Source organism: Pseudomonas arsenicoxydans, from assembly GCF_006438915.1.
Lineage (GTDB): Bacteria > Pseudomonadota > Gammaproteobacteria > Pseudomonadales > Pseudomonadaceae > Aquipseudomonas > Aquipseudomonas arsenicoxydans_A.
Genome location: NZ_RCZE01000003.1, coordinates 384,884 through 407,974 on the forward strand (window position 1 = coordinate 384,884; position 23,091 = coordinate 407,974).

The 23,091-nt window shown below is 60.0% G+C and carries 18 protein-coding genes; 8 read left to right on the forward strand and 10 right to left on the reverse strand.

The genetic code is table 11. The features are described from left to right. Positions 1–48: 48 nt before the first annotated feature. A complete protein-coding gene (gene ppsA, locus EAH78_RS08390; RefSeq protein WP_046027056.1) occupies positions 49–2,424 on the reverse strand; it encodes a phosphoenolpyruvate synthase in 2,376 nt (791 codons plus the stop codon). Positions 2,425–2,598: 174 nt separating this feature from the next. On the opposite strand from ppsA, the gene ppsR reads away from it, so the two are divergent. Continuing rightward, positions 2,599–3,417, forward strand: coding sequence for a posphoenolpyruvate synthetase regulatory kinase/phosphorylase PpsR (gene ppsR / locus EAH78_RS08395; RefSeq protein WP_027922552.1), 819 nt, complete (start codon positions 2,599–2,601; stop codon positions 3,415–3,417). A gap of 113 nt (positions 3,418–3,530) precedes the next feature. Here ppsR and EAH78_RS08400 read toward each other — a convergent pair whose 3' ends face one another. Continuing rightward, positions 3,531–4,940, reverse strand: a complete 1,410-nt coding sequence (locus EAH78_RS08400; protein ID WP_140667150.1) for a PLP-dependent aminotransferase family protein — start codon at positions 4,938–4,940, stop codon at positions 3,531–3,533. A gap of 91 nt (positions 4,941–5,031) precedes the next feature. On the opposite strand from EAH78_RS08400, the gene EAH78_RS08405 reads away from it, so the two are divergent. Continuing rightward, positions 5,032–5,985, forward strand: coding sequence for a DMT family transporter (locus tag EAH78_RS08405; RefSeq protein WP_140667151.1), 954 nt, complete (start codon positions 5,032–5,034; stop codon positions 5,983–5,985). Here EAH78_RS08405 and prpD read toward each other — a convergent pair. The 6 genes from prpD to EAH78_RS08440 form a co-directional block, all read right to left on the reverse strand. Further along, positions 5,954–7,438 (reverse strand): 2-methylcitrate dehydratase, encoded by a 1,485-nt coding sequence (prpD, locus tag EAH78_RS08410; RefSeq protein ID WP_140667152.1) that lies wholly within the window; start codon positions 7,436–7,438, stop codon positions 5,954–5,956. The two genes, EAH78_RS08405 and prpD, sit on opposite strands and share 32 nt — an antisense overlap. A 219-nt stretch (positions 7,439–7,657) precedes the next feature. Continuing rightward, positions 7,658–8,848 carry a 2-methylaconitate cis-trans isomerase PrpF gene (gene prpF / locus EAH78_RS08415; protein WP_140667153.1) on the reverse strand — a complete coding sequence of 397 codons (1,191 nt, stop codon included), beginning with the start codon at positions 8,846–8,848 and terminating at the stop codon, positions 7,658–7,660. Positions 8,849–8,914: 66 nt separating this feature from the next. Beyond that, the gene (gene acnD, locus EAH78_RS08420) at positions 8,915–11,509 is read right to left on the reverse strand and encodes a Fe/S-dependent 2-methylisocitrate dehydratase AcnD (protein WP_140667154.1); all 2,595 of its coding nucleotides are present in this window, start codon (positions 11,507–11,509) and stop codon (positions 8,915–8,917) included. Between the two features lie 207 nt (positions 11,510–11,716). Next, positions 11,717–12,844 carry a bifunctional 2-methylcitrate synthase/citrate synthase gene (prpC, locus tag EAH78_RS08430; RefSeq protein WP_140667155.1) on the reverse strand — a complete coding sequence of 376 codons (1,128 nt, stop codon included), beginning with the start codon at positions 12,842–12,844 and terminating at the stop codon, positions 11,717–11,719. 42 nt (positions 12,845–12,886) lie between these two features. Continuing rightward, positions 12,887–13,777, reverse strand: coding sequence for a methylisocitrate lyase (gene prpB / locus EAH78_RS08435; protein WP_140667156.1), 891 nt, complete (start codon positions 13,775–13,777; stop codon positions 12,887–12,889). After that, entirely contained in the window at positions 13,774–14,490 is a 717-nt protein-coding gene (locus EAH78_RS08440) for a GntR family transcriptional regulator (protein WP_430539923.1), read from the reverse strand. The genes prpB and EAH78_RS08440 overlap by 4 nt, the downstream gene beginning before the upstream one ends. A 300-nt stretch (positions 14,491–14,790) precedes the next feature. Here EAH78_RS08440 and EAH78_RS08445 point away from each other — a divergent pair, with 300 nt between their 5' ends. From EAH78_RS08445 to pabB, 4 genes are all read left to right on the forward strand, one after another. Continuing rightward, positions 14,791–15,327 carry an ATP-dependent zinc protease family protein gene (locus EAH78_RS08445; RefSeq protein ID WP_140667158.1) on the forward strand — a complete coding sequence of 179 codons (537 nt, stop codon included), beginning with the start codon at positions 14,791–14,793 and terminating at the stop codon, positions 15,325–15,327. Positions 15,328–15,332: 5 nt separating this feature from the next. Further along, positions 15,333–16,868 carry an inactive transglutaminase family protein gene (locus EAH78_RS08450; RefSeq protein WP_140667159.1) on the forward strand — a complete coding sequence of 512 codons (1,536 nt, stop codon included), beginning with the start codon at positions 15,333–15,335 and terminating at the stop codon, positions 16,866–16,868. Further along, positions 16,868–17,854 carry an alpha-L-glutamate ligase-like protein gene (locus tag EAH78_RS08455; RefSeq protein ID WP_140667160.1) on the forward strand — a complete coding sequence of 329 codons (987 nt, stop codon included), beginning with the start codon at positions 16,868–16,870 and terminating at the stop codon, positions 17,852–17,854. The genes EAH78_RS08450 and EAH78_RS08455 overlap by 1 nt, the downstream gene beginning before the upstream one ends. 246 nt (positions 17,855–18,100) lie before the next feature. Then, entirely contained in the window at positions 18,101–19,438 is a 1,338-nt protein-coding gene (gene pabB / locus EAH78_RS08465; RefSeq protein ID WP_140667161.1) for an aminodeoxychorismate synthase component I, read from the forward strand. 109 nt (positions 19,439–19,547) lie between these two features. Here the strand turns inward: pabB and thrH are convergent, their stop codons facing one another. Beyond that, positions 19,548–20,165, reverse strand: coding sequence for a bifunctional phosphoserine phosphatase/homoserine phosphotransferase ThrH (gene thrH / locus EAH78_RS08470; protein ID WP_123434240.1), 618 nt, complete (start codon positions 20,163–20,165; stop codon positions 19,548–19,550). A 173-nt stretch (positions 20,166–20,338) separates the two neighbouring features. Between thrH and EAH78_RS08475 the strand changes: the two genes are divergently transcribed. Further along, on the forward strand, positions 20,339–21,073 hold the full coding sequence (locus tag EAH78_RS08475; protein WP_140667162.1) for a phosphoadenylyl-sulfate reductase: 735 nt from the start codon (positions 20,339–20,341) through the stop codon (positions 21,071–21,073). Between the two features lie 189 nt (positions 21,074–21,262). On the opposite strand, the gene EAH78_RS08480 is transcribed toward EAH78_RS08475, so the two are convergent. After that, complete coding sequence (locus EAH78_RS08480) at positions 21,263–22,186, reverse strand: LysR family transcriptional regulator (RefSeq protein WP_140667163.1); 924 nt, start codon at positions 22,184–22,186, stop codon at positions 21,263–21,265. 125 nt (positions 22,187–22,311) lie between these two features. On the opposite strand from EAH78_RS08480, the gene EAH78_RS08485 reads away from it, so the two are divergent. Beyond that, positions 22,312–23,058, forward strand: coding sequence for a 3-oxoacyl-ACP reductase family protein (locus tag EAH78_RS08485; RefSeq protein ID WP_140667164.1), 747 nt, complete (start codon positions 22,312–22,314; stop codon positions 23,056–23,058). The last annotated feature ends 33 nt before the right edge of the window (positions 23,059–23,091 follow it).

The window sequence follows — 23,091 nt, forward strand, 5'->3', positions numbered from 1 at the left end:
CTACTCAATTCGTAAAGCCCCGGCCACTTGACCAGGGCTTCATTCACATCACGCCTGCGCCTGACCTTCAGCCAGGAAGAACCAGGTTTCCAGTACGGAGTCCGGGTTCAACGAAACGCTTTCAATGCCCTGCTCCATCAGCCACTTGGCCAGATCAGGGTGGTCCGAAGGACCCTGACCGCAAATACCGATGTACTTGCCAGCCTTGTTGCACGCGGCAATGGCGTTCGCCAGCAGCTTCTTGACCGCAGGATTACGCTCGTCGAACAGGTGCGCGATGATCCCTGAGTCACGGTCCAGGCCCAGCGTCAGCTGAGTCAGGTCGTTGGAACCGATCGAGAAGCCGTCGAAGAATTCGAGGAACTCTTCAGCGAGAATCGCGTTGGATGGCAGTTCGCACATCATGATGATGCGCAGACCGTTTTCGCCGCGAGCCAGACCGTTTTCGGCCAGCAGATCGATCACCTGGCTGGCTTCGCCCAGTGTACGGACGAACGGCACCATGATTTCGACGTTGGTCAGGCCCATCTCATTGCGCACGCGCTTGAGGGCACGGCACTCGAGTTCGAAGCAGTCGCGGAACGATTCGCTGATGTAACGCGAAGCGCCACGGAAGCCCAGCATCGGGTTTTCTTCTTCCGGCTCGTAGAGCTTGCCGCCGATCAGGTTCGCGTATTCGTTGGACTTGAAGTCCGACAGACGCACGATGACTTTTTTCGGCGTGAACGCTGCAGCCAGGGTGCTGATGCCTTCGACCAGTTTGTCGACGTAGAAGTCGACCGGGTCGTTGTAACCGGCGATACGCTTGTCGACGCTGTCCTTGATGTCCTGTGGCAGACCGTCGTAGTTCAACAGCGCTTTGGGGTGAACACCGATCATGCGATTGATGATGAATTCCAGACGGGCCAGGCCCACACCGGCGTTCGGCAGTTGCGCGAAGTCAAAGGCGCGGTCCGGGTTGCCGACGTTCATCATGATCTTGAACGGCAGGTCCGGCATGGCGTCGACGGAGTTTTTCTTGATGTCGAAACCCAGTTCGCCTTCGAAGATGTAACCGGTGTCGCCTTCAGCGCAGGAAACGGTCACACCCTGGCCGTCTTTCAACAGCTGGGTGGCGTTGCCACAACCGACCACGGCCGGGATGCCCAGCTCGCGAGCGATGATTGCCGCGTGGCAGGTACGACCGCCACGGTTGGTGACGATGGCGCTGGCGCGTTTCATGACCGGTTCCCAGTCCGGGTCGGTCATGTCGGAGACCAGAACGTCGCCTGGCTGGACTTTGTCCATCTCGGACACGTCCTTGATGATGCGGACCTTGCCGGCGCCGATGCGCTGGCCGATGGCGCGACCTTCAACCAGCACGGTGCCGGTTTCTTTCAGCAGGTAACGTTCCATGACGTTGGCCTGGGTGCGGCTCTTCACGGTTTCAGGACGGGCCTGAACGATGTAGAGCTTGCCGTCATCGCCGTCTTTGGCCCATTCGATGTCCATCGGGCACTGGTAGTGCTTCTCGATGATCATCGCTTGCTTGGCCAGTTCGCTGACTTCGGCGTCGCTCAGGCAGAAGCGTGCGCGATCAGCCTTGTCGACGTCGATGGTCTTGACCGATTTACCGGCCGTGGCGACTTCGCCGTAGATCATCTTGATGGCTTTGCTGCCCAGGTTGCGGCGCAGGATGGCCGGGCGACCAGCGGCCAGCGTGCCTTTGTGGACGTAGAACTCATCCGGGTTCACCGCGCCTTGTACGACGGTTTCACCCAGGCCGTAGGCGCCGGTGATGAACACCACGTCACGGAAACCCGATTCGGTATCGAGGGTGAACATCACGCCCGCGGTGCCGGTTTCGGAGCGGACCATGCGCTGAACGCCAGCCGACAGGGCCACCAGCTTGTGGTCGAAGCCCTGGTGCACGCGGTAGGAAATCGCGCGGTCGTTGAACAGCGAAGCGAACACCTCTTTGGCGGCGCGAATGACGTTTTCGACACCACGGATGTTCAGGAAAGTTTCCTGCTGACCGGCGAAGGAAGCGTCCGGCAAGTCTTCGGCGGTAGCGGAAGAGCGCACGGCCACGGCCATGTCAGGGTTGCCGGCCGACAGCGTGGCGAACGCGGTGCGGATTTCGGCGTTGAGCTTCTCGGGGAACTCGGCTTCCATGATCCATTGACGAATCTGGGCACCGGTACGGGCCAGGGCGTTGACATCGTCGACATCCAGGGCGTCGAGGGCGGCATGGATCTGATCGTTAAGGCCGCTCAGTTCCAGAAAATCACGATAAGCCTGAGCTGTCGTGGCGAAGCCACCGGGCACCGATACACCGGCACCTGCAAGGTTACTGATCATCTCGCCCAGGGATGCGTTCTTGCCCCCTACGTGCTCAACGTCGTGTTTGCCGAGCTTATCGAGGGAAACTACGTACTCTACCAAGGTGATCTCTCCACTAACTGTGTTGGAAAAGCTCAGAAGCCGGCTGCTCGGGGGAGCGTTTGCCAGCTGTATGGCCTGGACCTGGAAAATAAGTGAGAATGCGGGCCACTGGCGGCCGACAAATCGCGCCTATCATATCCAAGATTCGTCATTAGCTTAAGGCCCAAGGTGCAAATGAAACGATCTGCTTTCTTTATTTCCGACGGTACCGGCATCACGGCCGAAACCCTGGGTCAAAGCCTCCTGGCGCAGTTCGAAAACATTACCTTCAGCAAATTCACGCGACCGTACATCGACAACGTGGATAAAGCGCGGGCCATGGTACAACAAATCAACAAAGCCGCCGAAACCGACGGCTTCCGGCCGATTATTTTCGACACGATCGTCAATCAGGACATCCGTGAGATCCTCGCGACCTCCAATGGTTTCATGATCGACATTTTCTCGACCTTCCTGGCACCGCTTGAGCAGGAACTGACCGAGCATTCTTCCTACACCGTCGGCAAGTCCCACTCCATCGGTGCCAACACCAATTACATGGAACGCATCGAGGCCGTGAACTTCGCCCTCGACAACGACGACGGCGCCCGCACGCACTACTACGACAAGGCCGATTTGATCCTGGTCGGCGTGTCGCGTTGCGGCAAGACCCCGACCTGCCTGTACATGGCCATGCAATTCGGCATCCGCGCGGCCAACTACCCGCTGACCGAAGACGACATGGAACGCCTGACGTTGCCAAGCGCCCTGCGCGCCCACCAGCACAAGCTGTTTGGCCTGACCATCGACCCGGACCGCCTCACCGCGATCCGCAACGAGCGCAAGCCGAACAGCCGCTATTCGAGCTATGCCCAGTGCGAGTTTGAAGTGCGCGAGGTGGAGAATCTGTTCCGTCGCGAGAACATCCCGCACATCAACTCCACGCATTTTTCGGTGGAAGAGATTTCGGCGAAAATCCTGGTTGAGAAAGGTGTGGAGCGGCGGTTCAAGTAGATTTTTAGCGTCTGTCAGACCGCCTTCGCGAGCAAGCCCACTGCCACATTCGACCGAGTTCCTTCAGGAATAATGCGGTCAAATGTGGGAGCGGGCTTGCTCGCGAAGAACGATCACTCGGTCTCGGCAAGTGCCCCGGCCAACGCTTCAAACCCTCTCAGCAACAACCGATCATCCCCCGCCGAATTACACACACTCGCCCGAATGAACTGCGGCACCGCCCCATGCCCCACCGCAAACGCCTCGGCAGTCGCCACCAAAAAATTATTCTCCTTGAGCTCCGACGCGATCTGCGACGCCCGCCATGGCTCGGGCACTTCGATCCAGAAGTGCGGGCTGTGGGAATGAGTCTTGTAAACCACCCCATCCAGCAACCCCGCGACCAATGATTTACGTCGACTGATCTCGATAATCTGCTGCCCCAACAACTGCTCGGCAATGCCGTTTTCGATCCACTGAGTCGCCACTTCCAGCGTCAGCGGGCTGGCCATCCAGCATGTCCCGCGCACTGCCGCGCTCAAGCGTCCGATCAACGGTTGCGGCGCATGCAGATAACCGACGCGCAAACCGGCCGAAACAGCCTTGCTCAAGCTGCCAATCAATACCGAACGCTCCGGGGCAAAATGGCTCAGGGGCAAAGGTCGCTGCTCTGCCAATACCGCGTGAGCTTCGTCTTCAAAGATCAGCAGATTGTGCTGTCGGCAGACCTCGGCAGTCGCCTCGCGCCGTGGGACGGACATCACCGACGCCGTAGGATTCTGGATCGTCGGTGTGCAATACAACGCCGACACACGATGGTTACGACAAACGTCCTCCAGCGCATCTGGCATCAGCCCTTCATCATCCATCGCAACACCGATCAACTTGATCCCGAGCATGCGCGCAACGCTGATCAACCCCGGATACGTCAGGTGTTCCGTGACCACGGTATCGCCCGCCTTGAGCAGCGCCATCAAGGCACACAACAGACCGTGCTGACCGCCGTTGACGCAGACAATCTGCTCGGCATTCGGCACAAATGCCTGGTGCCGCAACCAGTGCGCACCCGCCGCACGATGACGCGGTAATCCGGCGTCGGCGGTGTAGCCGCTGAGGTGCTGCAACGCCTGTGGATCAAGCGCCAGCGCTTGCAGGCTCTGACTCAGAAAAAACGCCTCCTGCCCTGGAATCGGCTGGTTGCGGCTCATGTCAAAAAAAACCTGTGGCTCTTCGCTGACATTGCGAAAGCCGCCGTCACGCGGACGCTCCATTCCGCGCTGACGCACATAAGTGCCGTCTCCCACGCGAGCAACGACCAGGCCCACGCGCTCAAGCTCGCCATACGCGCGACTGATGGTGCCGATGGTCACGCCCAGGCTGTCCGCCAACAGTCGATGAGGCGGCAACTTGCTGCCGGGTTCGATCACCCCTTCGGTGATGGCTTGTTCCACGGCGTCCGCCAGACGCTTGTACTTCACGCCCACCCCGTTGGCGAGGCCATCGCGCAGGATTGACACCATGGCAATACTTGCTTTGACAGTCATTGCATCCCCGAATAGCGTGCTTGAAACAGGTGCAATCAGGGATAGACCTTTTGCAGTTGCAGGTCAATTCCGACGATAAGGGAGCCGAGTCATGTCCATCGCCATCAGTGCCACCTCAAGCGTTCGAAAACCCTGGCTGACTGCATGGGTCACCAGCGTGCTGTTCCTGATCGTGTGCCTGAGTTGGGGCACGACGTGGCTGGGAATCAAGATTGCCGTCGAAACCGTGCCGCCGCTGACGGCTGCCGGTTTGCGATTTTTGATCGCGTTTCCGTTGTTCCTCGGCTTCGCCCGGCTCCGTCGCGAACCGCTGTTGTTTCCCAAGGAAAGCCGCTGGTTTTTCGTGTTCGTCACGCTGTCGTATTTCAGCCTGCCGTATTACTTGCTTAACTACGGCGAGATGCACGTTTCGTCAGGGCTGACAGCGCTGCTGTTCAGCTGCATGCCGGTGTTCATCCTGTTGTTTTCGGCGCTGTTTCTGCGCGAGAAAATCTACCCGTCGCAAGTGCTCGGCATCGCCATCGGTTTCGGCAGTCTGTTCATGATTATCCGCAGCCAGGGCTTGCATCTGGACCATGCGGAATTGTTCGGGGTGTTGGCGATTCTCTGCGCGGCGGTGATGCATGCGTTGTGTTACGTGGTGACCAAAAAACACGGCACGGCGATCAGCGTCATCACCTACAACACCCTGCCCATCGGCATCGCCGGAGCGATGTTGTTTATCGCCGGTTTGAAGGTTGAGGCGCCAATTTTTACCGCCATCAGCGCGCGGTCGTGGACGGCCCTGCTCTATCTGGGACTGGTCGCGTCGGTGGGCGGATTCATCGTTTACTTCCTGCTGCTCAAACGCCTGAGCCCGATCATTTTGTCCTTCGTGTTCATCATCTTTCCGGTGTTCGCCGTGATCATCGGCGCCTGGTACGAGGGGCAACCCTTGTCCCGGGAACTGATGATGTATTCAGCGATTTTACTGACCGGGTTTGCGATCACCAAATTGCCGATGGAAAAGTGGCTCAGAGCACGAACAGGTCCACGAAGCGATTGACCGGTGTGGCTTCCAGGGCCGCCTGATCCGTGCATAACGCAACAATCTGCGCACTGCGCTGGGCGGTGAAACGCGTGGCCAGATTGGCCTTGAACTTGTCTTCCAGCAGCGGGATACCGTCGACGCGACGACGGCGATGGCCTATCGGGTATTCGACCACCACGTTCTCGGTGCTGGAGCCGTCCTTGAAGAACACCTGCACCGCATTGGCGATGGAGCGCTTGTCGGCTTCGAGGTATTCGCGGGTGAAGCGCGGGTCTTCGACGATGACCATTTTCTCGCGCAGCACATCGATGAACGGATGCGCTGAATGGAATTCATCTTCGTAGTGCTCGGCCACCAGATTGCCAAACGCCAGCGGCACGGCAGTCATGTACTGGATGCAGTGATCGCGGTCCGCCGCATTAGCCAGAGGACCGACCTTGGAAATGATGCGGATCGCCGACTCGTGTGTGGTGATGACGATGCGGTCGATTTCATGCAGCCGATTACGAACCTGCGGGTGCAATGTCACGGCCGCTTCGCAGGCGGTTTGCGCATGAAACTCCGCCGGAAAACTGATTTTGAACAACACGTTTTCCATCACGTAACTGCCGTACGGCCGCGAGAAACTGAAGGCCCGTTTGTCTTCGGGTTTGAGCGCCAGATCATTGTTGGTGTGGCTGAACAAGACGTCGTAAAAGCCCCACTGTTTGGCCGTCAGCACACCGGGGATACCCATCTCCCCGCGCATCGCAATGTCTGCCAATCGTACGCCGCGACTGGTCGCATCGCCGGCCGCCCAGGATTTGCGCGAACCGGCATTGGGTGCATGCCGATACGTGCGCAGCGCCTGACCATCGGCGAACGCATGGGACAACGCCGACAACAGCTGCTCGCGACTGGCATCCATGAGTTTGGCGGTGACAGCCGTCGAGGCGACCTTCACCAGAATGACGTGATCGAGGCCGACGCGATTGAAGGAGTTTTCCAGGGCGATCACGCCTTGAATCTCGTGGGCCATGATCATCGCTTCGAGTACCGCGCGAACGGTCAGCGGCGCCTCGCCATTGGCCAGGCGTTTTTGTGAGAGGTGATCGGCCACCGCGAGAATCGCGCCGAGGTTATCCGACGGATGCCCCCACTCGGCCGCGAGCCAGGTGTCGTTGTAATCGAGCCAGCGCACGATGCAACCGATGTCCCACGCCGCTTTGACCGGATCAAGGCGATAGCTGGTGCCGGGCACGCGGGCACCGAACGGCACGACGGTGCCTTCGACGATGGGCCCCAGGTGTTTGGTGCATTCGGGAAAACGCAGCGCCAGCAGACCGCAACCCAACGTATCCATCAGGCAGTTGCGGGCGGTGTCGAGGGCTTCTTGGGACTGGATGTTGAAGGTGAGGACGTAGTCGGCAATGTCCTGCAGGACACTGTCGTACTCGGGGCGGATGTTCTGGTCGACGTTGGCACTCATGTTCGATTCACTCTTGAAGTGGTTCGTTGATGGGACCTCGGTTCAGGTTTTTTATCTCGGTGGCCTACTACTTTCTTATTCTGGAAATGGAGATCAAATGTGGGAGCGGGCTTGCTCGCGAAAGCGGTCTATTAGTCGACATTGATGCTGAATGTCAGTCCGTCTTCGCGAGCAAGTCGAATCGTCGCACCGCCGCTCCCACATGGGTTCTGCGGTGGGTTAGAAAGAATCACCCGGCACGCGAACATAACCTTCCATCAGTACCCGCGCGCTGCGGCTCATGATGGCTTTGTTCACGGTCCATTCACCGTTGACCAGGCTCGCTTCTGCGCCCACACGCAGCGTGCCGGACGGATGACCGAAACGTACTGCGTTGCGTTCGACACCACCCGCCGCGAGGTTGACCAACGTGCCGGTAATCGCCGCTGCCGTGCCGATGGCCACCGCCGCCGTGCCCATCATCGCGTGGTGCAATTTGCCCATCGACAACGCCCGCACCAGCAGGTCGACGTCCGCTGCCGCAACGGCTTTGCCGCTGGACGACACGTAATCCGCCGGCTTGGCCACGAAGGCCACCTTAGGCGTGTGCTGACGCTTGGCCGCTTCGTCGATGTTCGAGATCAGGCCCATGCGCAATGCGCCGTAAGCCCGGATGGTTTCGAACATCAGCAACGCTTTCGGGTCGCTGTTGATCGCGCCCTGCAACTCGGTGCCGGTGTAACCGATGTCTTCGGCATTGACGAAAATCGTTGGGATGCCAGCATTGATCATGGTTGCCTTGAAGGTTCCGACGCCGGGGACTTCGAGGTCATCCACCAGGTTACCGGTAGGGAACATCGAGCCACCGCCGCCCTCTTCTTCCGCCGCCGGGTCCATGAATTCGACCTGCACTTCAGCGGCCGGAAAGGTCACGCCATCAAGTTCGAAATCACCGGTTTCCTGCACTTCACCGTTGGTGATCGGCACGTGGGCGATGATGGTCTTGCCGATGTTGGCCTGCCACACGCGAACCACCGCCACGCCGTTGTGCGGAATGCGGCTGGCGTCGACCAGACCGTTGCTGATCGCGAAGGAACCGACCGCTGCCGACAGGTTGCCGCAATTGCCGCTCCAGTCCACGAAAGGCTTGTCGATAGACACCTGACCGAACAGGTAGTCGACGTCGTGATCGGCCTTGAGGCTTTTCGACAGGATCACGGTTTTGCTGGTGCTGGACGTTGCACCGCCCATGCCGTCGATTTGCTTGTCGTACGGGTCGGGGCTGCCGATCACGCGCAGCAGCAACGCATCGCGGGCCGGGCCTGGAATTTGTGCCGCTTCAGGCAAGTCTTTGAGGCTGAAAAACACGCCTTTGCTGGTGCCGCCACGCATGTAGGTGGCAGGGATTTTGATCTGAGCTGCGTGAGCCATGTACTCGTTACTCCTTACCTTGAAAACAGACACGGGACTTGAAGTCCCGTGTCAGCACAGCGTGTGTCAGACGGCGACTGCCGACTCTTCGAGGAAGTCCTGGGCGAAGCGTTGCAACACGCCGCCGGCTTCGTAGATCGACACTTCTTCGGCGGTGTCGAGGCGGCACATCACCGGCACCTCGACGCGTTCGCCGTTCTTGCGATTGATCACCAGCGTCAGCTCGGCGCGCGGTGTGCGCTCGCCGATCACGTCGTAGGTTTCGCTGCCGTCGATGGCCAGGGTGTGGCGGTTGGTGCCGGCCTTGAATTCCAGCGGCAACACGCCCATGCCCACCAGGTTGGTGCGGTGAATGCGCTCGAAACCTTCAGCGGCAATCGCTTCTACACCGGCCAGGCGCACGCCTTTGGCCGCCCAGTCGCGGGACGATCCCTGACCGTAGTCGGCGCCGGCAATGATGATCAGCGGCTGCTTGCGTTCCATGTAGGTTTCAATGGCTTCCCACATACGCATGACCTGGCCTTCCGGCTCGACACGCGCCAGCGAACCTTGTTTGACTTTGCCGTTTTCCAGAACCATTTCGTTGAACAGTTTCGGGTTGGCGAAGGTCGCGCGCTGCGCAGTCAGGTGGTCACCACGGTGAGTCGCGTAAGAGTTGAAGTCCTCTTCCGGCAGGCCCATTTTCGCCAGGTATTCGCCGGCGGCGCTGTCGAGCATGATCGCGTTCGACGGCGACAGGTGATCGGTGGTGATGTTGTCCGGCAGCACCGCCAATGGGCGCATGCCCTTGAGCGGACGTGCGCCGGCCAACGCGCCTTCCCAGTACGGAGGACGGCGGATGTAGGTGCTCATCTCGCGCCAGTCGTACAGCGGCGTCACTTTCGGGCCGGTGTCTTCGTGGATGGCGAACATCGGGATGTAGACCTGACGGAACTGCTCCGGCTTCACCGAGGCCTTGACCACGGCGTCGATTTCTTCGTCGCTCGGCCAGATGTCTTTCAGGCGAATTTCCTTGCCATCGACCACGGCCAGCACATCTTTTTCGATGTCGAAACGGATGGTCCCGGCGATGGCGTAAGCGACCACCAGTGGCGGCGAAGCGAGGAACGCTTGCTTGGCGTACGGGTGGATCCGGCCGTCAAAGTTGCGGTTGCCGGACAGTACAGCGGTGGCGTACAGGTCGCGGTCGATGATCTCTTGCTGGATCACCGGGTCCAGTGCGCCGGACATGCCGTTGCAGGTGGTGCAGGCGAAGGCGACGACGCCAAAACCGAGCTGTTCCAGTTCGTCGGTCAGACCGGCTTCATCCAGGTACAGCGCGACGGTTTTCGAACCCGGTGCCAGTGACGATTTGACCCATGGCTTGCGGGTCAAACCGAGCTTGTTGGCGTTGCGCGCCAGCAGGCCGGCAGCGATCACGTTGCGCGGGTTGCTGGTGTTGGTGCAACTGGTGATGGCGGCGATGATCACAGCGCCATCCGGCATTTGGCCAGGCACATCGTCCCACTGGCCGGAGATGCCTTTGGCAGCCAGGTCCGAGGTCGCGACACGGGCGTGCGGGTTGCTCGGGCCGGCCATATTGCGCACGACCGAGGACAGGTCGAAGGTCAAGCCGCGCTCGTATTGCGCGCCCTTCAGGCTGTCGGCCCACAGGCCGGTGGTCTTGGCGTAGTGCTCGACCAGTTGCACCTGATCGTCTTCACGGCCGGTGAGCTTGAGGTAGTCGATGGTCTGCTGGTCGATGTAGAACATCGCCGCGGTGGCGCCGTATTCCGGGGCCATGTTGGAGATGGTTGCGCGGTCGCCGAGGGTCAGCGCCGCGGCGCCTTCACCGAAGAATTCCAGCCATGCGCCCACGACTTTTTGCTGGCGCAGGAACTCGGTCAGCGCCAGCACCATGTCGGTGGCGGTGATGCCCGGTTGCAGCTTGCCGGTCAGTTCGACGCCGACGCTTTCTGGCAGACGCATCCAGGACGCACGGCCGAGCATCACGCTCTCGGCTTCGAGACCACCGACGCCGATGGCGATCACGCCCAGTGCATCGACGTGCGGGGTGTGGCTGTCGGTGCCGACGCAGGTGTCGGGGAACGCCACGCCGTCACGTACCTGGATCACCGGAGACATTTTCTCCAGGTTGATCTGGTGCATGATGCCGTTGCCTGGCGGGATCACGTCGACGTTCTTGAACGCCTTCTTGGTCCAATTGATGAAGTGGAAGCGGTCTTCGTTGCGACGGTCTTCGATGGCGCGGTTTTTCTCGAACGCCTCCGGATCAAAACCACCGCGCTCGACGGCCAGGGAGTGGTCGACGATCAATTGCGTCGGCACCACCGGGTTCACTTGCGCAGGATCACCACCTTGCAGGGCGATGGCGTCACGCAGACCGGCGAGGTCGACCAGTGCGGTTTGGCCGAGAATGTCGTGGCACACCACGCGGGCCGGGAACCAAGGGAAATCGAGGTCGCGTTTGCGTTCGATGAATTGCTTCAGGGATTCGGTGAGCGTGGCCGGGTCGCAGCGACGCACAAGGTTTTCCGCCAGCACGCGGGACGTGTACGGCAGGGTGTCGTAGGCGCCAGGTTGAATGGCTTCGACAGCCGCACGGACGTCGAAGTAATCCAGATGGCTGCCGGGCAGCTGTTTGCGAAATTCTGTGTTCATCGTCAGGACTCGGGTCACGGTAAATACAAAGGGTGGGGCCTGGCACCGGGCTTGAACTGAAACCGGATCAAATGTGGGAGCGGGCTTGCTCGCGAAAGCGGTGTATCAGTCGACATCAATGTTGAATGTCAGTCCGTCTTCGCGAGCAAGCCCGCTCCCACACTGGTTTCCGGTTCGTTCAGCGACCAGTGTGGTAGCCCCCACCATTCAGCGTTGTTCGATTGGCACGAACTTGCGCTGTTCAACGCCGACGTACTCGGCGCTCGGGCGGATGATGCGGTTGTTGGCGCGTTGTTCGAACACGTGGGCGGCCCAGCCGGTCAGGCGCGAGCAGACGAAAATCGGTGTGAACAACTTGGTCGGGATGCCCATGAAGTGGTACGCCGAGGCATGGTAGAAGTCGGCGTTCGGGAACAGTTTCTTTTGTTCCCACATGGTCTTGTCGATGGCTTCGGAAACCGCGAACAACACCTTGTCGCCCACTTCGTCAGCGAGTTTTTTCGACCAGCCCTTGATCACTTCGTTGCGCGGATCGTTGTCTTTGTAGATCGCGTGACCGAAGCCCATGATCTTGTCTTTGCGCTCGAGCATGCCGAGGGTGCCTTCGATCGCCGCTTCCGGCGAGCTGAAGCGTTCGATCATTTCCATCGCCGCTTCGTTGGCGCCGCCGTGCAGTGGACCGCGCAGCGAACCGATGGCAGCCGTGATGCAGGAGAACAGATCCGACAGCGTGGAGGCGCACACACGTGCGGTGAAGGTCGACGCGTTGAACTCGTGCTCTGCGTAGAGGATCAGCGAAACGTTCATCACCTTGACGTGCAACTCGCTCGGCTTCTCGCCGTGCAGCAGGTGCAGGAAATGACCACCGATGGATGGCTCGTCAGTCACGCAGTCGATGCGCTTGCCGTCGTGGCTGAAGCGATACCAGTAGGTCATGATCGCCGGGAACGCGGCCAGCAGACGGTCGGTTTTGTCGTGCTGCTCGGAGAAGTTGTTCTCAGGTTCCAGGTTGCCCAGGAACGAGCAGCCAGTACGCATCACGTCCATCGGGTGGGCGTCGGCGGGAATGCGTTCCAGCACTTCTTTCAAGGCTTGCGGCAGGTCACGCAGCTTGCTCAGTTTGCTGACGTAGGCGGCCAGTTGCGCTTTGCTCGGCAGTTCGCCGTACAGCAGCAGGTAGGCGACTTCTTCGAACTGCGCGTCAGCCGCCAGTTCGCGAACGTCGTAGCCACGATAGGTCAGGCCTGCGCCCGATTGACCCACGGTGGACAGTGCGGTTTGCCCGGCAACCTGACCACGGAGCCCGGCGCCACTGAGTACTTTTGCTTCGGCCATTTCTGCCTCCAGTTTCTTGAATTTATTAGGGAGTTATTCGACTTACTTCTTCGCGGCGAACAACGCATCGAGCTTCTGCTCGAAGGTGTGGTAGTCGATGCGATCGTAAAGCTCCATGCGGGTCTGCATGGTGTCGATGACGTTCTGTTGCGTGCCGTCGCGGCGGATGGCGGTGTAGACGTTTTCCGCGGCTTTGTTCATCGCGCGGAAGGCGGACAGCGGGTACAGCACCAGCGATACATCGGCAGCGGCGAGCTGCTCGGTGGTGTACAGCGGCGTTGCGCCGAATTCGGTGATGTTGGCCAGGATCGGCGCTTTCACGCGGTTGGCGAACAGCTTGTACATGTCCAGTTCGGTGATGGCTTCCGGGAAGATCATGTCGGCGCCGGCCTCGATGCACGCCGCTGCGCGATCCAGAGCAGATTCCAGACCTTCGACCGCCAGGGCATCGGTACGCGCCATGATCACGAAGCTGTCATCGGTACGCGCATCCACGGCCGCTTTAATGCGGTCGACCATTTCCTGCAGCGAGACGATTTCTTTGTTCGGACGGTGGCCGCAACGCTTGGCGCCGACCTGGTCTTCGATGTGAACGGCGGCAGCGCCGAACTTGATCATCGATTTCACGGTACGGGCGACGTTGAACGCCGAGGAACCGAAACCGGTGTCCACGTCCACCAGCAGCGGCAGGTCGCAGACGTCGGTGATGCGACGCACGTCGGTCAGCACGTCATCCAGGCCCGTAATGCCCAGGTCCGGCACGCCGAGGGAGCCCGCGGCCACACCGCCACCGGACAGGTAAATCGCCTTGAAACCGGCGCGCTTGGCCAGCAACGCGTGGTTGGCGTTGATCGCGCCGACCACTTGCAATGGATGCTCGCTGGCGACCGCATCGCGGAAACGCTGGCCTGGAGTGCTCTTGTTCAAACTCATGACTCACCTCGTTTGGCTGTCGGGTTGGCGCCGTCCTGGTAATGACGGGCGATATTGCGTTTGGAGGCGCCGATGTGGCGGCGCATCAACAACTCGGCCAACTCACCGTCACGGTCGGCGATGGCATCGAGAATTCGGTGGTGCTCGGCAAATGCCTGGTGCGGGCGATTAGGTACGGTTGAGAACTGGATGCGGTACATGCGCACCAGTTGATACAGCTCGCCGCAGAGCATTTGCGTCAGGGTGCGGTTACCGCTGCCCTGGATAATCCGGTAGTGGAAGTCGAAATCGCCTTCCTGCTGGTAGTAACCTCGCCCGGCCTGAAACGCTTCGTCACGCTCGTGGGTTTCGAGGACGCGGCGCAGCTCGTCGATTTCTTCGAGCGTCATGCGCTCGGCGGCGAGGCGGCAGGCCATGCCTTCAAGGGATTCACGGATCTCGTAGAGTTCCAGCAACTCGGCATGATTGAGCGAAACCACCCGTGCCCCGACATGCGGCACACGCACCAGCAGACGCTGGCCTTCCAGGCGGTGGATCGCCTCACGTAGCGGACCGCGGCTGATGCCATAGGTGCGCGCCAGCTCTGGCTCGGAGATCTTGCTGCCCGGGGCGATCTCGCCCTTGACGATGGCCGCTTGAATGCGCCGGAAGACGTTTTCGGAAAGTGTCTCCGAATCGTCTTGGGGAGTGAGCGGGGGATCCAGTTGATCCAGCATATTGTCGACACCTTGAAAGCTGATGCGGCAAAAACTAGCGAAAACAGGCCGCGCAGTCAAAGGTTAATTCGATATTGTCGACAATCGTCTAATAACCCGCCGCACCATAACAAAGCAGCACAGTGGTTTATAGCCGCCCGCCAGCGCTGGCGCCAGCAAACCACCGTGCTAGAATGCCGCCCGCATTTGTTTGTGACATCTGCACTGTTTGTCACAAATAGCTGATAGGCATACGAGGGAGCTTGCGCAGCAATGCCAGGGCCTTGAATCGACGTACGGACCGCTGCGCCAGGATTTATGAGACTCAAGCCCTTCCCGACCTTCCTTTATCTACTGTGTCTGCCCGGTTTTGCCGCGGCGGGGGAAAAGACGGTGTACGGCCTCAACGAGTACGCCTCCCTGGATGGCATCGACCTTGAAGTCGCGGCCAAGCTCGACACCGGGGCGAAGACCGCCTCACTGAGTGCCCGCGACATCAAACGCTTCAAGCGCAACGGCGAGTCCTGGGTGCGCTTTTACCTGGCCATCGACGCCGCCCATTCGCACCCGATCGAACGGCCACTGGCCCGCGTCAGCAAGATCAAACGCCGGGCCGGTGACTACGACCCGGAAGAAGGCAAGAAGTACACGGCCCGCCCGGTGATCGAACTGGACATCTGCATGGGTTCGGCATTACGCAGCATCGAAGTGAACCTGACCGACCGCAGCGCCTTCCAATATCCGCTGTTGATCGGCTCCGAAGCGCTCAAGCGCTTCGATGCGCTGGTCGACCCCAGTCTTAAATACGCTGCTGGCAAACCCGCCTGCGCCACCGACGTACATACCGCAGAGTAATTCCAATGCGCTCTCTTAACCTCCATCTGAAAATGCTGATCGCCATCTTGGTGGTGCTGGGCATTTCAGTTACGGCCTATCAGATCTTCGTGCTCGGGATTCCCGTGACCGAAGACGCCACCGACGACTTGTGGAACATCGACGCCAAGGTCGAGTTCGTCGCCAGTGCCAAGGACCCGGTCAAGATCCAGATGTTCGTGCCGCCGCTGAGCCGCGACTTCGTCAGCCTCAACGAGAGCTTCATCTCCAATAACTACGGCGTGGCGGTGAACCGGGTTGACGGCAACCGCAAGGTCACCTGGTCGGCGCGCCGGGCCAAGGGCAACCAAACCCTTTATTACCGCCTGGTGCTGACCAAGCGTTACTCCGGTGAAAAATCCAAGGTCAAGGGCCCGACCTTCCGCGACAGCATCGCCGTCGAAGGCCCGGAAAAAATCGCTGCCGAAGCCCTGCTCGCGCCGATCCGCCAACACTCTGCCGACGTTGAAACCTTCGTCGGCGAAGCGATCAAGCGGGTCAACAACCTCAGTGACGACAATGTAAAGCTGCTACTGGGCGGCGATCCGTCCACCGCGAACAAAGCAAAAATCGTCGAGCTGGTCCTGTCCATCGCCCACGTGCCGGTAGAAAAGGTTCACACCATTCGTCTGGTGGCCGACCAGCCACAACTGCCTGAACTGTGGCTGCGCAGCTTCAACGGCACTGACTGGCTGTACTTCAACCCGGAAACCGGCGAGCAAGGCCTGCCGACCGACCGTTTGCTGTGGTGGACCGGCGACGAAAACCTGATCACCGTCGATGGCGGCAAAAAAGCCAACGTGACCTTCAGCCTCAACAACAGCGAAATGAACGCCATTCGCCTGGCCAAGCTGACCGACGAAAACACCGACGCCAACTTCCTCGAATACTCGCTGTACGGCTTGCCGCTGCAGACCCAACAGACATTCATGATCATGGTGATGATCCCGATTGGCGTGCTGGTGATCCTGATCCTGCGCAACCTGATCGGCATCCAGACCCTCGGCACCTTTACCCCGGTGCTGATCGCCCTGGCCTTCCGCGAAACCGGTCTCGGCTTCGGCATCGTGCTGTTCACGATCATCACCGCGCTGGGTCTGTCGCTGCGTTCCTACCTTGAACACCTGAAGCTGCAAATGCTGCCGAGGCTGTCTGTGGTACTGACGTTCGTGGTGGTGCTGATTGCGGCCATCAGCCTGTTCAGCCACAAACTTGGCCTGGAACGCGGGCTGTCCGTGGCGCTGTTCCCGATGGTGATTTTGACGATGACCATCGAACGCCTGTCGATTACCTGGGAAGAACGCGGTTCGGGCCATGCCATGAAAGTGGCGATCGGCACGCTGTTCGCTGCGTCCCTGGCGCACTTGATCATGACCGTGCCGGAGCTGGTGTACTTCGTGTTCACGTTCCCGGCGATCCTGCTGATCCTGGTGGGCTTCATGCTGGCCATGGGTCGCTATCGCGGCTACCGCCTGACCGAACTGGTGCGCTTCAAGGCGTTCCTGAAAAAGGCTGACGCCTGATGTTCGGCTTCTGGAAGACCTGGAAGGCCCTGGAAGCCCGGGGCATCATGGGCATCAACCGGCGTAACGCCGACTACGTGCTCAAGTACAACAAGCGCAGCCTGTACCCGATCGTCGATGACAAGATCATCACCAAGGAACGCGCGATTGCCGCCGGCATTCATGTGCCGGAACTGTATGGCGTGATCTCCACCGAAAAAGAAATCGACAACCTCGACGACATCATCGGCGAGCGCAACGACTTCGTGATCAAACCGGCCCAGGGCGCGGGTGGCGACGGCATCATTGTAGTTGCCGACCGGTTCGAGGGCCGCTATCGCACGGTGTCGGGTAAAATCCTCGCCCACGAAGAGCTTGAGCACCACATCTCCAGCATCCTCACCGGCCTGTATTCCCTCGGTGGTCATCGCGACCGCGCGCTGATCGAATACCGGGTGATCCCGGACCAGATCTTCAAGAGCATCAGCTATGAAGGCGTGCCGGACATTCGCATCATCGTGCTGATGGGCTACCCGGTGATGGCCATGCTGCGCCTGCCAACCCGGCAATCCGGCGGCAAGGCCAACCTGCACCAGGGCGCCATCGGCGTCGGTGTCGACCTCGCGACCGGCGAGACACTGCGCGGCACCTGGCTGAACAACATCATCACCAAACACCCGGACACCACCAACGCCGTCGATGGCGTGCAACTGCCCTACTGGGACGGTTTCATGAAACTCGCGGCCGGCTGTTATGAGCTGTGCGGGTTGGGTTATATCGGCGTTGATATGGTCCTGGACCAGGAAAAAGGCCCGTTGATCCTCGAGCTCAATGCCCGCCCTGGGTTGAACATCCAGATCGCCAACGATTGCGGGCTGACGTTGCGTACGCATGCGGTTGAAGCGCGACTGGAAGAATTGAAGGCTCGCGGGATTACCGAGACGGTGAAGGAGCGAGTGGAATTTGTTCAGGAGATGTTTGGGCATATTCCGGCGGTTGAGGGCTGATCCCTGTGGCGAGGGAGCTTGCTCCCGCTCGGCTGCGCAGCAGTCGTAAATCGGTTAATCGAATTTTCCTGACAAACCGAGTTGCCTGTTTTAGGGCTGCTTCGCAACCCAGCGGGAGCAAGCTCCCTCGCCACAAAGCCCTCGCCAGCCGTTACCAACCTGCCAATCCCCGACATCCCCTCTAGGAGCAAATCCTTCGGAGGACTACAATCGCCACCCCGCCTCGATGGCTGACCCGCCCCGCCCATGTTGACCTGTTCCGTACACCCGCTTCCTTATCGCGCCAACCCCGCCGACTACTTCGCGGCGATTCGTCATGCGCCCGGCGCCGTGCTGCTCGACAGTGGCCGGCCAACCGCCGAGCGTGGGCGTTTTGACCTGCTCAGCGCCTGGCCGCTGGAGCAATTGGCTGTATTGCCCGACGAAAGCGGCAGCGATTTCCTGCAACGCCTGCGCGAGCATCTGACACGACTCGGTGAAGCGCAAGTTCCTGAGCAACTGCCCTTCGCCGGCGGGCTGATCGGTTACCTGAGCTACGACTTCGGTCGACACCTGGAAAACCTGCCGAACCAGGCGCAGGACGACCTGCAATTGCCCGACGCGCGTTTCGGGTTGTACGACTGGGCCTTGATCAGCGATCACCACGTGAAAACCAGTCAACTGGTGTTTCACCCGTCGTTGATCGCTAGCGAACGCCAACGTTTGATCACGCTGTTCAGTCAGCCATCGGCCGCAGCCGTTGAACCTTTCACACTGAAAGCGCCGATGAAAGCCGACCTGAGCGCCGAAGAGTATCGCCAGGCGCTGGAACGCATTCAGAACTACATCCAGGCCGGTGACTGCTATCAGGTCAACTTTGCCCAGCGCTTTCGGGCCGAGTGCCAAGGCGATCCATGGGCAGCTTACGTCGCGTTGCGCGCCGCGTGCCCGACGCCATTTTCCGGTTTCCAGAGCCTGCCCGAAGGCGGCGCGGTGCTGAGCCTGTCGCCAGAGCGCTTTGTCAAAGTCAGCGAACGGCAGGTAGAAACCCGTCCGATCAAAGGCACCCGCCCTCGCGGCCTGACCGCTGCCGAAGACGCGGCGAACGCCGCCGAACTGCTGGCCAGCCCCAAGGATCGTGCGGAAAACCTGATGATTGTCGACCTGCTGCGCAATGACCTCGGCCGTACCTGCCGCATCGGTTCGGTGCGGGTGCCGGAGTTGTTCAGCCTGGAAAGCTATCCGAACGTGCATCATCTGGTGAGCAGCGTGACCGGTGAACTGGCGGATGACCGCGATGCGCTGGACCTGATCGCCGGCAGCTTCCCCGGCGGCTCGATCACCGGTGCGCCGAAGATTCGGGCGATGCAGATTATTGACGAACTGGAGCCGACCCGACGCGGGTTGTACTGCGGGTCATTGCTGTATCTGGATGTGCGCGGCGAGATGGACAGCTCCATCGCGATTCGCAGCTTGCTGGTCAAGGATGGGCAGGTGTGTTGCTGGGGCGGCGGCGGGATAGTCGCCGATTCCGAGTGGCAGGCCGAGTATCAGGAATCGATCACCAAGGTCAAAGTCCTGCTCGATACCCTGCAAAATCTCTAGCTTTATTGTGGCGAGGGGGCTTGCCGCCGTTCGACTGCGCAGCAGTCGCCTGTTTTTAGGGCCGCTTCGCGCCCCAACGGGGGCAAGCCCCCTCACCACAAAAATGATGTTACAAGCTCAAAGCCCGATTCGAAGCCTTGATGAACTCCTGCTTCAGCGCCTCAAACGTATGCACCGCCGGGAACTGCGGAAACTCGCGAATCACATTGTCCGGCGCATGGAACAGAATCCCCGCATCCGCCTCACCCAGCATCGTCGTGTCGTTGTAAGAGTCCCCCGCTGCAATCACCCGGTAGTAAAGGCTCTTGAAGGCCAAAACCGACTGACGCTTGGGATCTTTCTGACGCAACTGATAGCTGGTCACCCGACCGGAATCGTCAGTAATCAGTCGATGGCAGAGCAACGTCGGGAAGCCCAGCTGGCGCATCAACGGCTGCGAAAACTCGTAGAACGTGTCTGACAGAATCACCACCTGAAAGCGCTCGCGCAGCCAGTTGACGAACTCGATGGCGCCATCGAGTGGCTTGAGCGTGGCGATCACTTCCTGAATGTCGGCGAGTTTCAAGCCGTGTTCGTCGAGGATTCGCAGGCGCTGTTTCATCAGCACGTCGTAATCGGGAATGTCCCGAGTGGTGGCCCGGAGCGATTCGATCCCGGTTTTTTCGGCGAAAGCGATCCAGATTTCCGGGACCAGTACACCTTCAAGATCCAGACAGGCAATTTCCACAAGACACTCCCATTTGTAGTGATTATTGAGTCGAGCGAGCAAAAAGACTGCCGAACTCTAGCGATTCGGGCTGACCGGCGCAACGCAGAGGACGCGCCAGCGGCTGCAGGATTTTGTTACCATCGCAGCCATATAGAGCGCCCAGCGCCACCGACCTGTAGGAAGCCGCCCTGATGAGCCCAACGTTCGACGTCGTGGAACTCGCCACGACCTATGCCAACAAATCCGCTCAGGACATCCTGAAACTCGCGTTCGCCGAGTTTGGCGATGACCTGTGGATATCTTTCAGCGGCGCCGAAGACGTGGTGCTGGTAGACATGGCCTGGAAGCTGAACAAGAACGTTAAGGTGTTCAGCCTCGACACCGGCCGCTTGCACCCAGAGACCTACCGCTTCATTGAGCAGGTGCGCGATCACTACAAGATCGACATCGAATTGGTGTCGCCGGACTACACGAAACTTGAACCGTTCGTGAAGGAAAAAGGCCTGTTCAGCTTCTACAAGGACGGCCATGGCGAATGCTGCGGCATCCGCAAGATCGAGCCGCTGCGCCGCAAGTTGTCCGGCGTGACCGCCTGGGCCACTGGCCAGCGCCGCGACCAGAGCCCCGGCACCCGCAGCGCCGTTGCCGTGCTGGAAATTGACACCGCGTTCTCTACACCCGAGCGCACCCTGTACAAATTCAACCCGTTGGCGCAAATGACCAGCGAAGAGATCTGGGGCTACATCCGCATGCTGGAGCTGCCGTACAACAGTCTGCACGAGCGTGGGTTCATCAGCATTGGCTGCGAACCGTGCACCCGTCCGGTGTTGCCGAACCAGCATGAGCGCGAAGGTCGCTGGTGGTGGGAAGAGGCGACGCAGAAAGAATGCGGGTTGCATGCCGGGAATATCATCAGCAAGTCCTGATCCCGAGCCATGTGAGATCCAAATGTGGGAGCGGGCTTGCTCGCGAAGGCGTCGTGTCAGGCGCCATCCATGTTGAATGTGAGTCCGTCTTCGCGAGCAGGCTCGCTCCCACAGGTTCTGTGTCGTTACACCTAACCCTGTGGGAGCAGGGCTTGCCCGCGATGGCAGCACCCCGGTCCAAGCCAGGGTTCAAACCGCGCTAAACCTGCGCCCCAGCCCCCGCTCCGCAAACTGCTCAATGATGAAGTCCACAAACGCCCGGGTCTTGCCCGGCAACAGTTTGTGTTCCGCGTAATAGATCGAAATGTTGCCATCGTCAACATACCAGTCCGGCAAAACCCGCTGTAGTTTTCCGTCCTCCAGATACCCCGAGGCGAACGGCATGCTCACCAGCGCAATCCCCAGCCCCTGGGCGGCCGTCGCGCACGCGGCTTCCGAATCGCTCATGGTCATTCGCGCCTTCAGCGTCAGCGGACTGTGTTGCTGCGTGCGACTGGTCAACTGCCAGGAACGCACCCGACCCGTCTGCGGCGAACGAATCAGAATGCCGTCGTGGTGCTTGAGGTCATCGGGCTCGGCGATCGCATCATGTGCCTCCAGATAACCGGCTGACGCCACCAGCACCCGATGCGCCGGTGTCAGTTTGCGCGCCACCACCCCTTGGGGCAGATCGAAACCACCGCCAATGGCCGCATCGAACCCCTGCGCAATCAGGTCAACCTGACGGTTATCGAAATGCCAATCCGGATTGATCGCCGGAAAGCGCCGCAAAAACTCCCCCAGCAATGGCACGATATACAAACGCCCGAACACCGTGCCCATGCTGACCTTCAGCGTCCCCGCCGGTCGGCCTTCAGCGCTGGCCAGATTGGCCACGGCATTCTGGATTGTGTGCAGGCTGGAGCTGACTTCGCCAAGGAACATCTGACCGGCCTCGGTCAACGTCAGGCTGCGTGTGCTGCGCTGAAACAGCCGCACACCGAGCCGCGCCTCAAGCTTTGCCACACTCTTGCCCACCGCAGCCGGGGTCAGGCTCAAGCGCCGCGCAGCTTCGGCAAAGCTGCCAACCTCAGCACTGCGCACAAAGCATTCGATACTGCTGAAGGTTTCCATACGCGCCACTATAAACTTTTGGTTTACACAGACTATCGCAATTACCGTCTACTCAGTGCCTGAGCCTCAATTGATACTAGGCTCCATCAACCGAGGCATCTCGCCTCGGGACTTTGGAGATCGTTATGACTACTCAGAACCTCAGCGGCAAAGTGGCTTTGATTCAAGGCGGTTCCCGCGGTATCGGCGCCGCCATCGTCAAACGCCTGGCCGCTGAAGGCGCGACCGTTGCCTTCACCTACGTCAGCTCCACGGCCAAAGCCGAAGAGTTGCAAAACAGCATCACCAGCAGCGGCGGCAAAGCGCTGGCCATCAAGGCAGACAGCGCCGACGCAGAAGCCATCCGCAACGCCGTGAGCGCTACAGTTAAAGCCTTCGGTCGCCTGGACATCCTGGTCAACAACGCTGGCGTGCTGGCCGTTGCGCCGCTGGAAGACTTCAAACTCGAAGACTTCGACCAGACCTTGGCCATCAACGTGCGCAGCGTGTTCATCGCCACCCAGGCTGCTGCCGCGCACATGACCGAGGGCGGTCGCATCATCAACATCGGCAGCACCAACGCCGACCGCATGCCCTTCGCCGGTGGTGGCCCTTACGCCATGAGCAAAGCAGCATTGGTCGGCCTGACCAAAGGCCTGTCCCGCGACCTCGGCCCACGCGGCATCACCATCAACAACGTACAACCCGGCCCGGTCGACACCGACATGAACCCGGCCGACGGTGACTTTGCGGAAAGCCTGATCCCGTTGATGGCAGTGGGTCGCTACGGCAAAGCCGAAGAAATCGCCAGTTTCGTTGCCTACCTCGTCGGCCCGGAAGCCGGTTACATCACAGGGGCCAGCCTGACCATCGACGGTGGTTTCGGCGCCTGATCCACGGCTTGATCGAAACAAAAACGCCGGCAA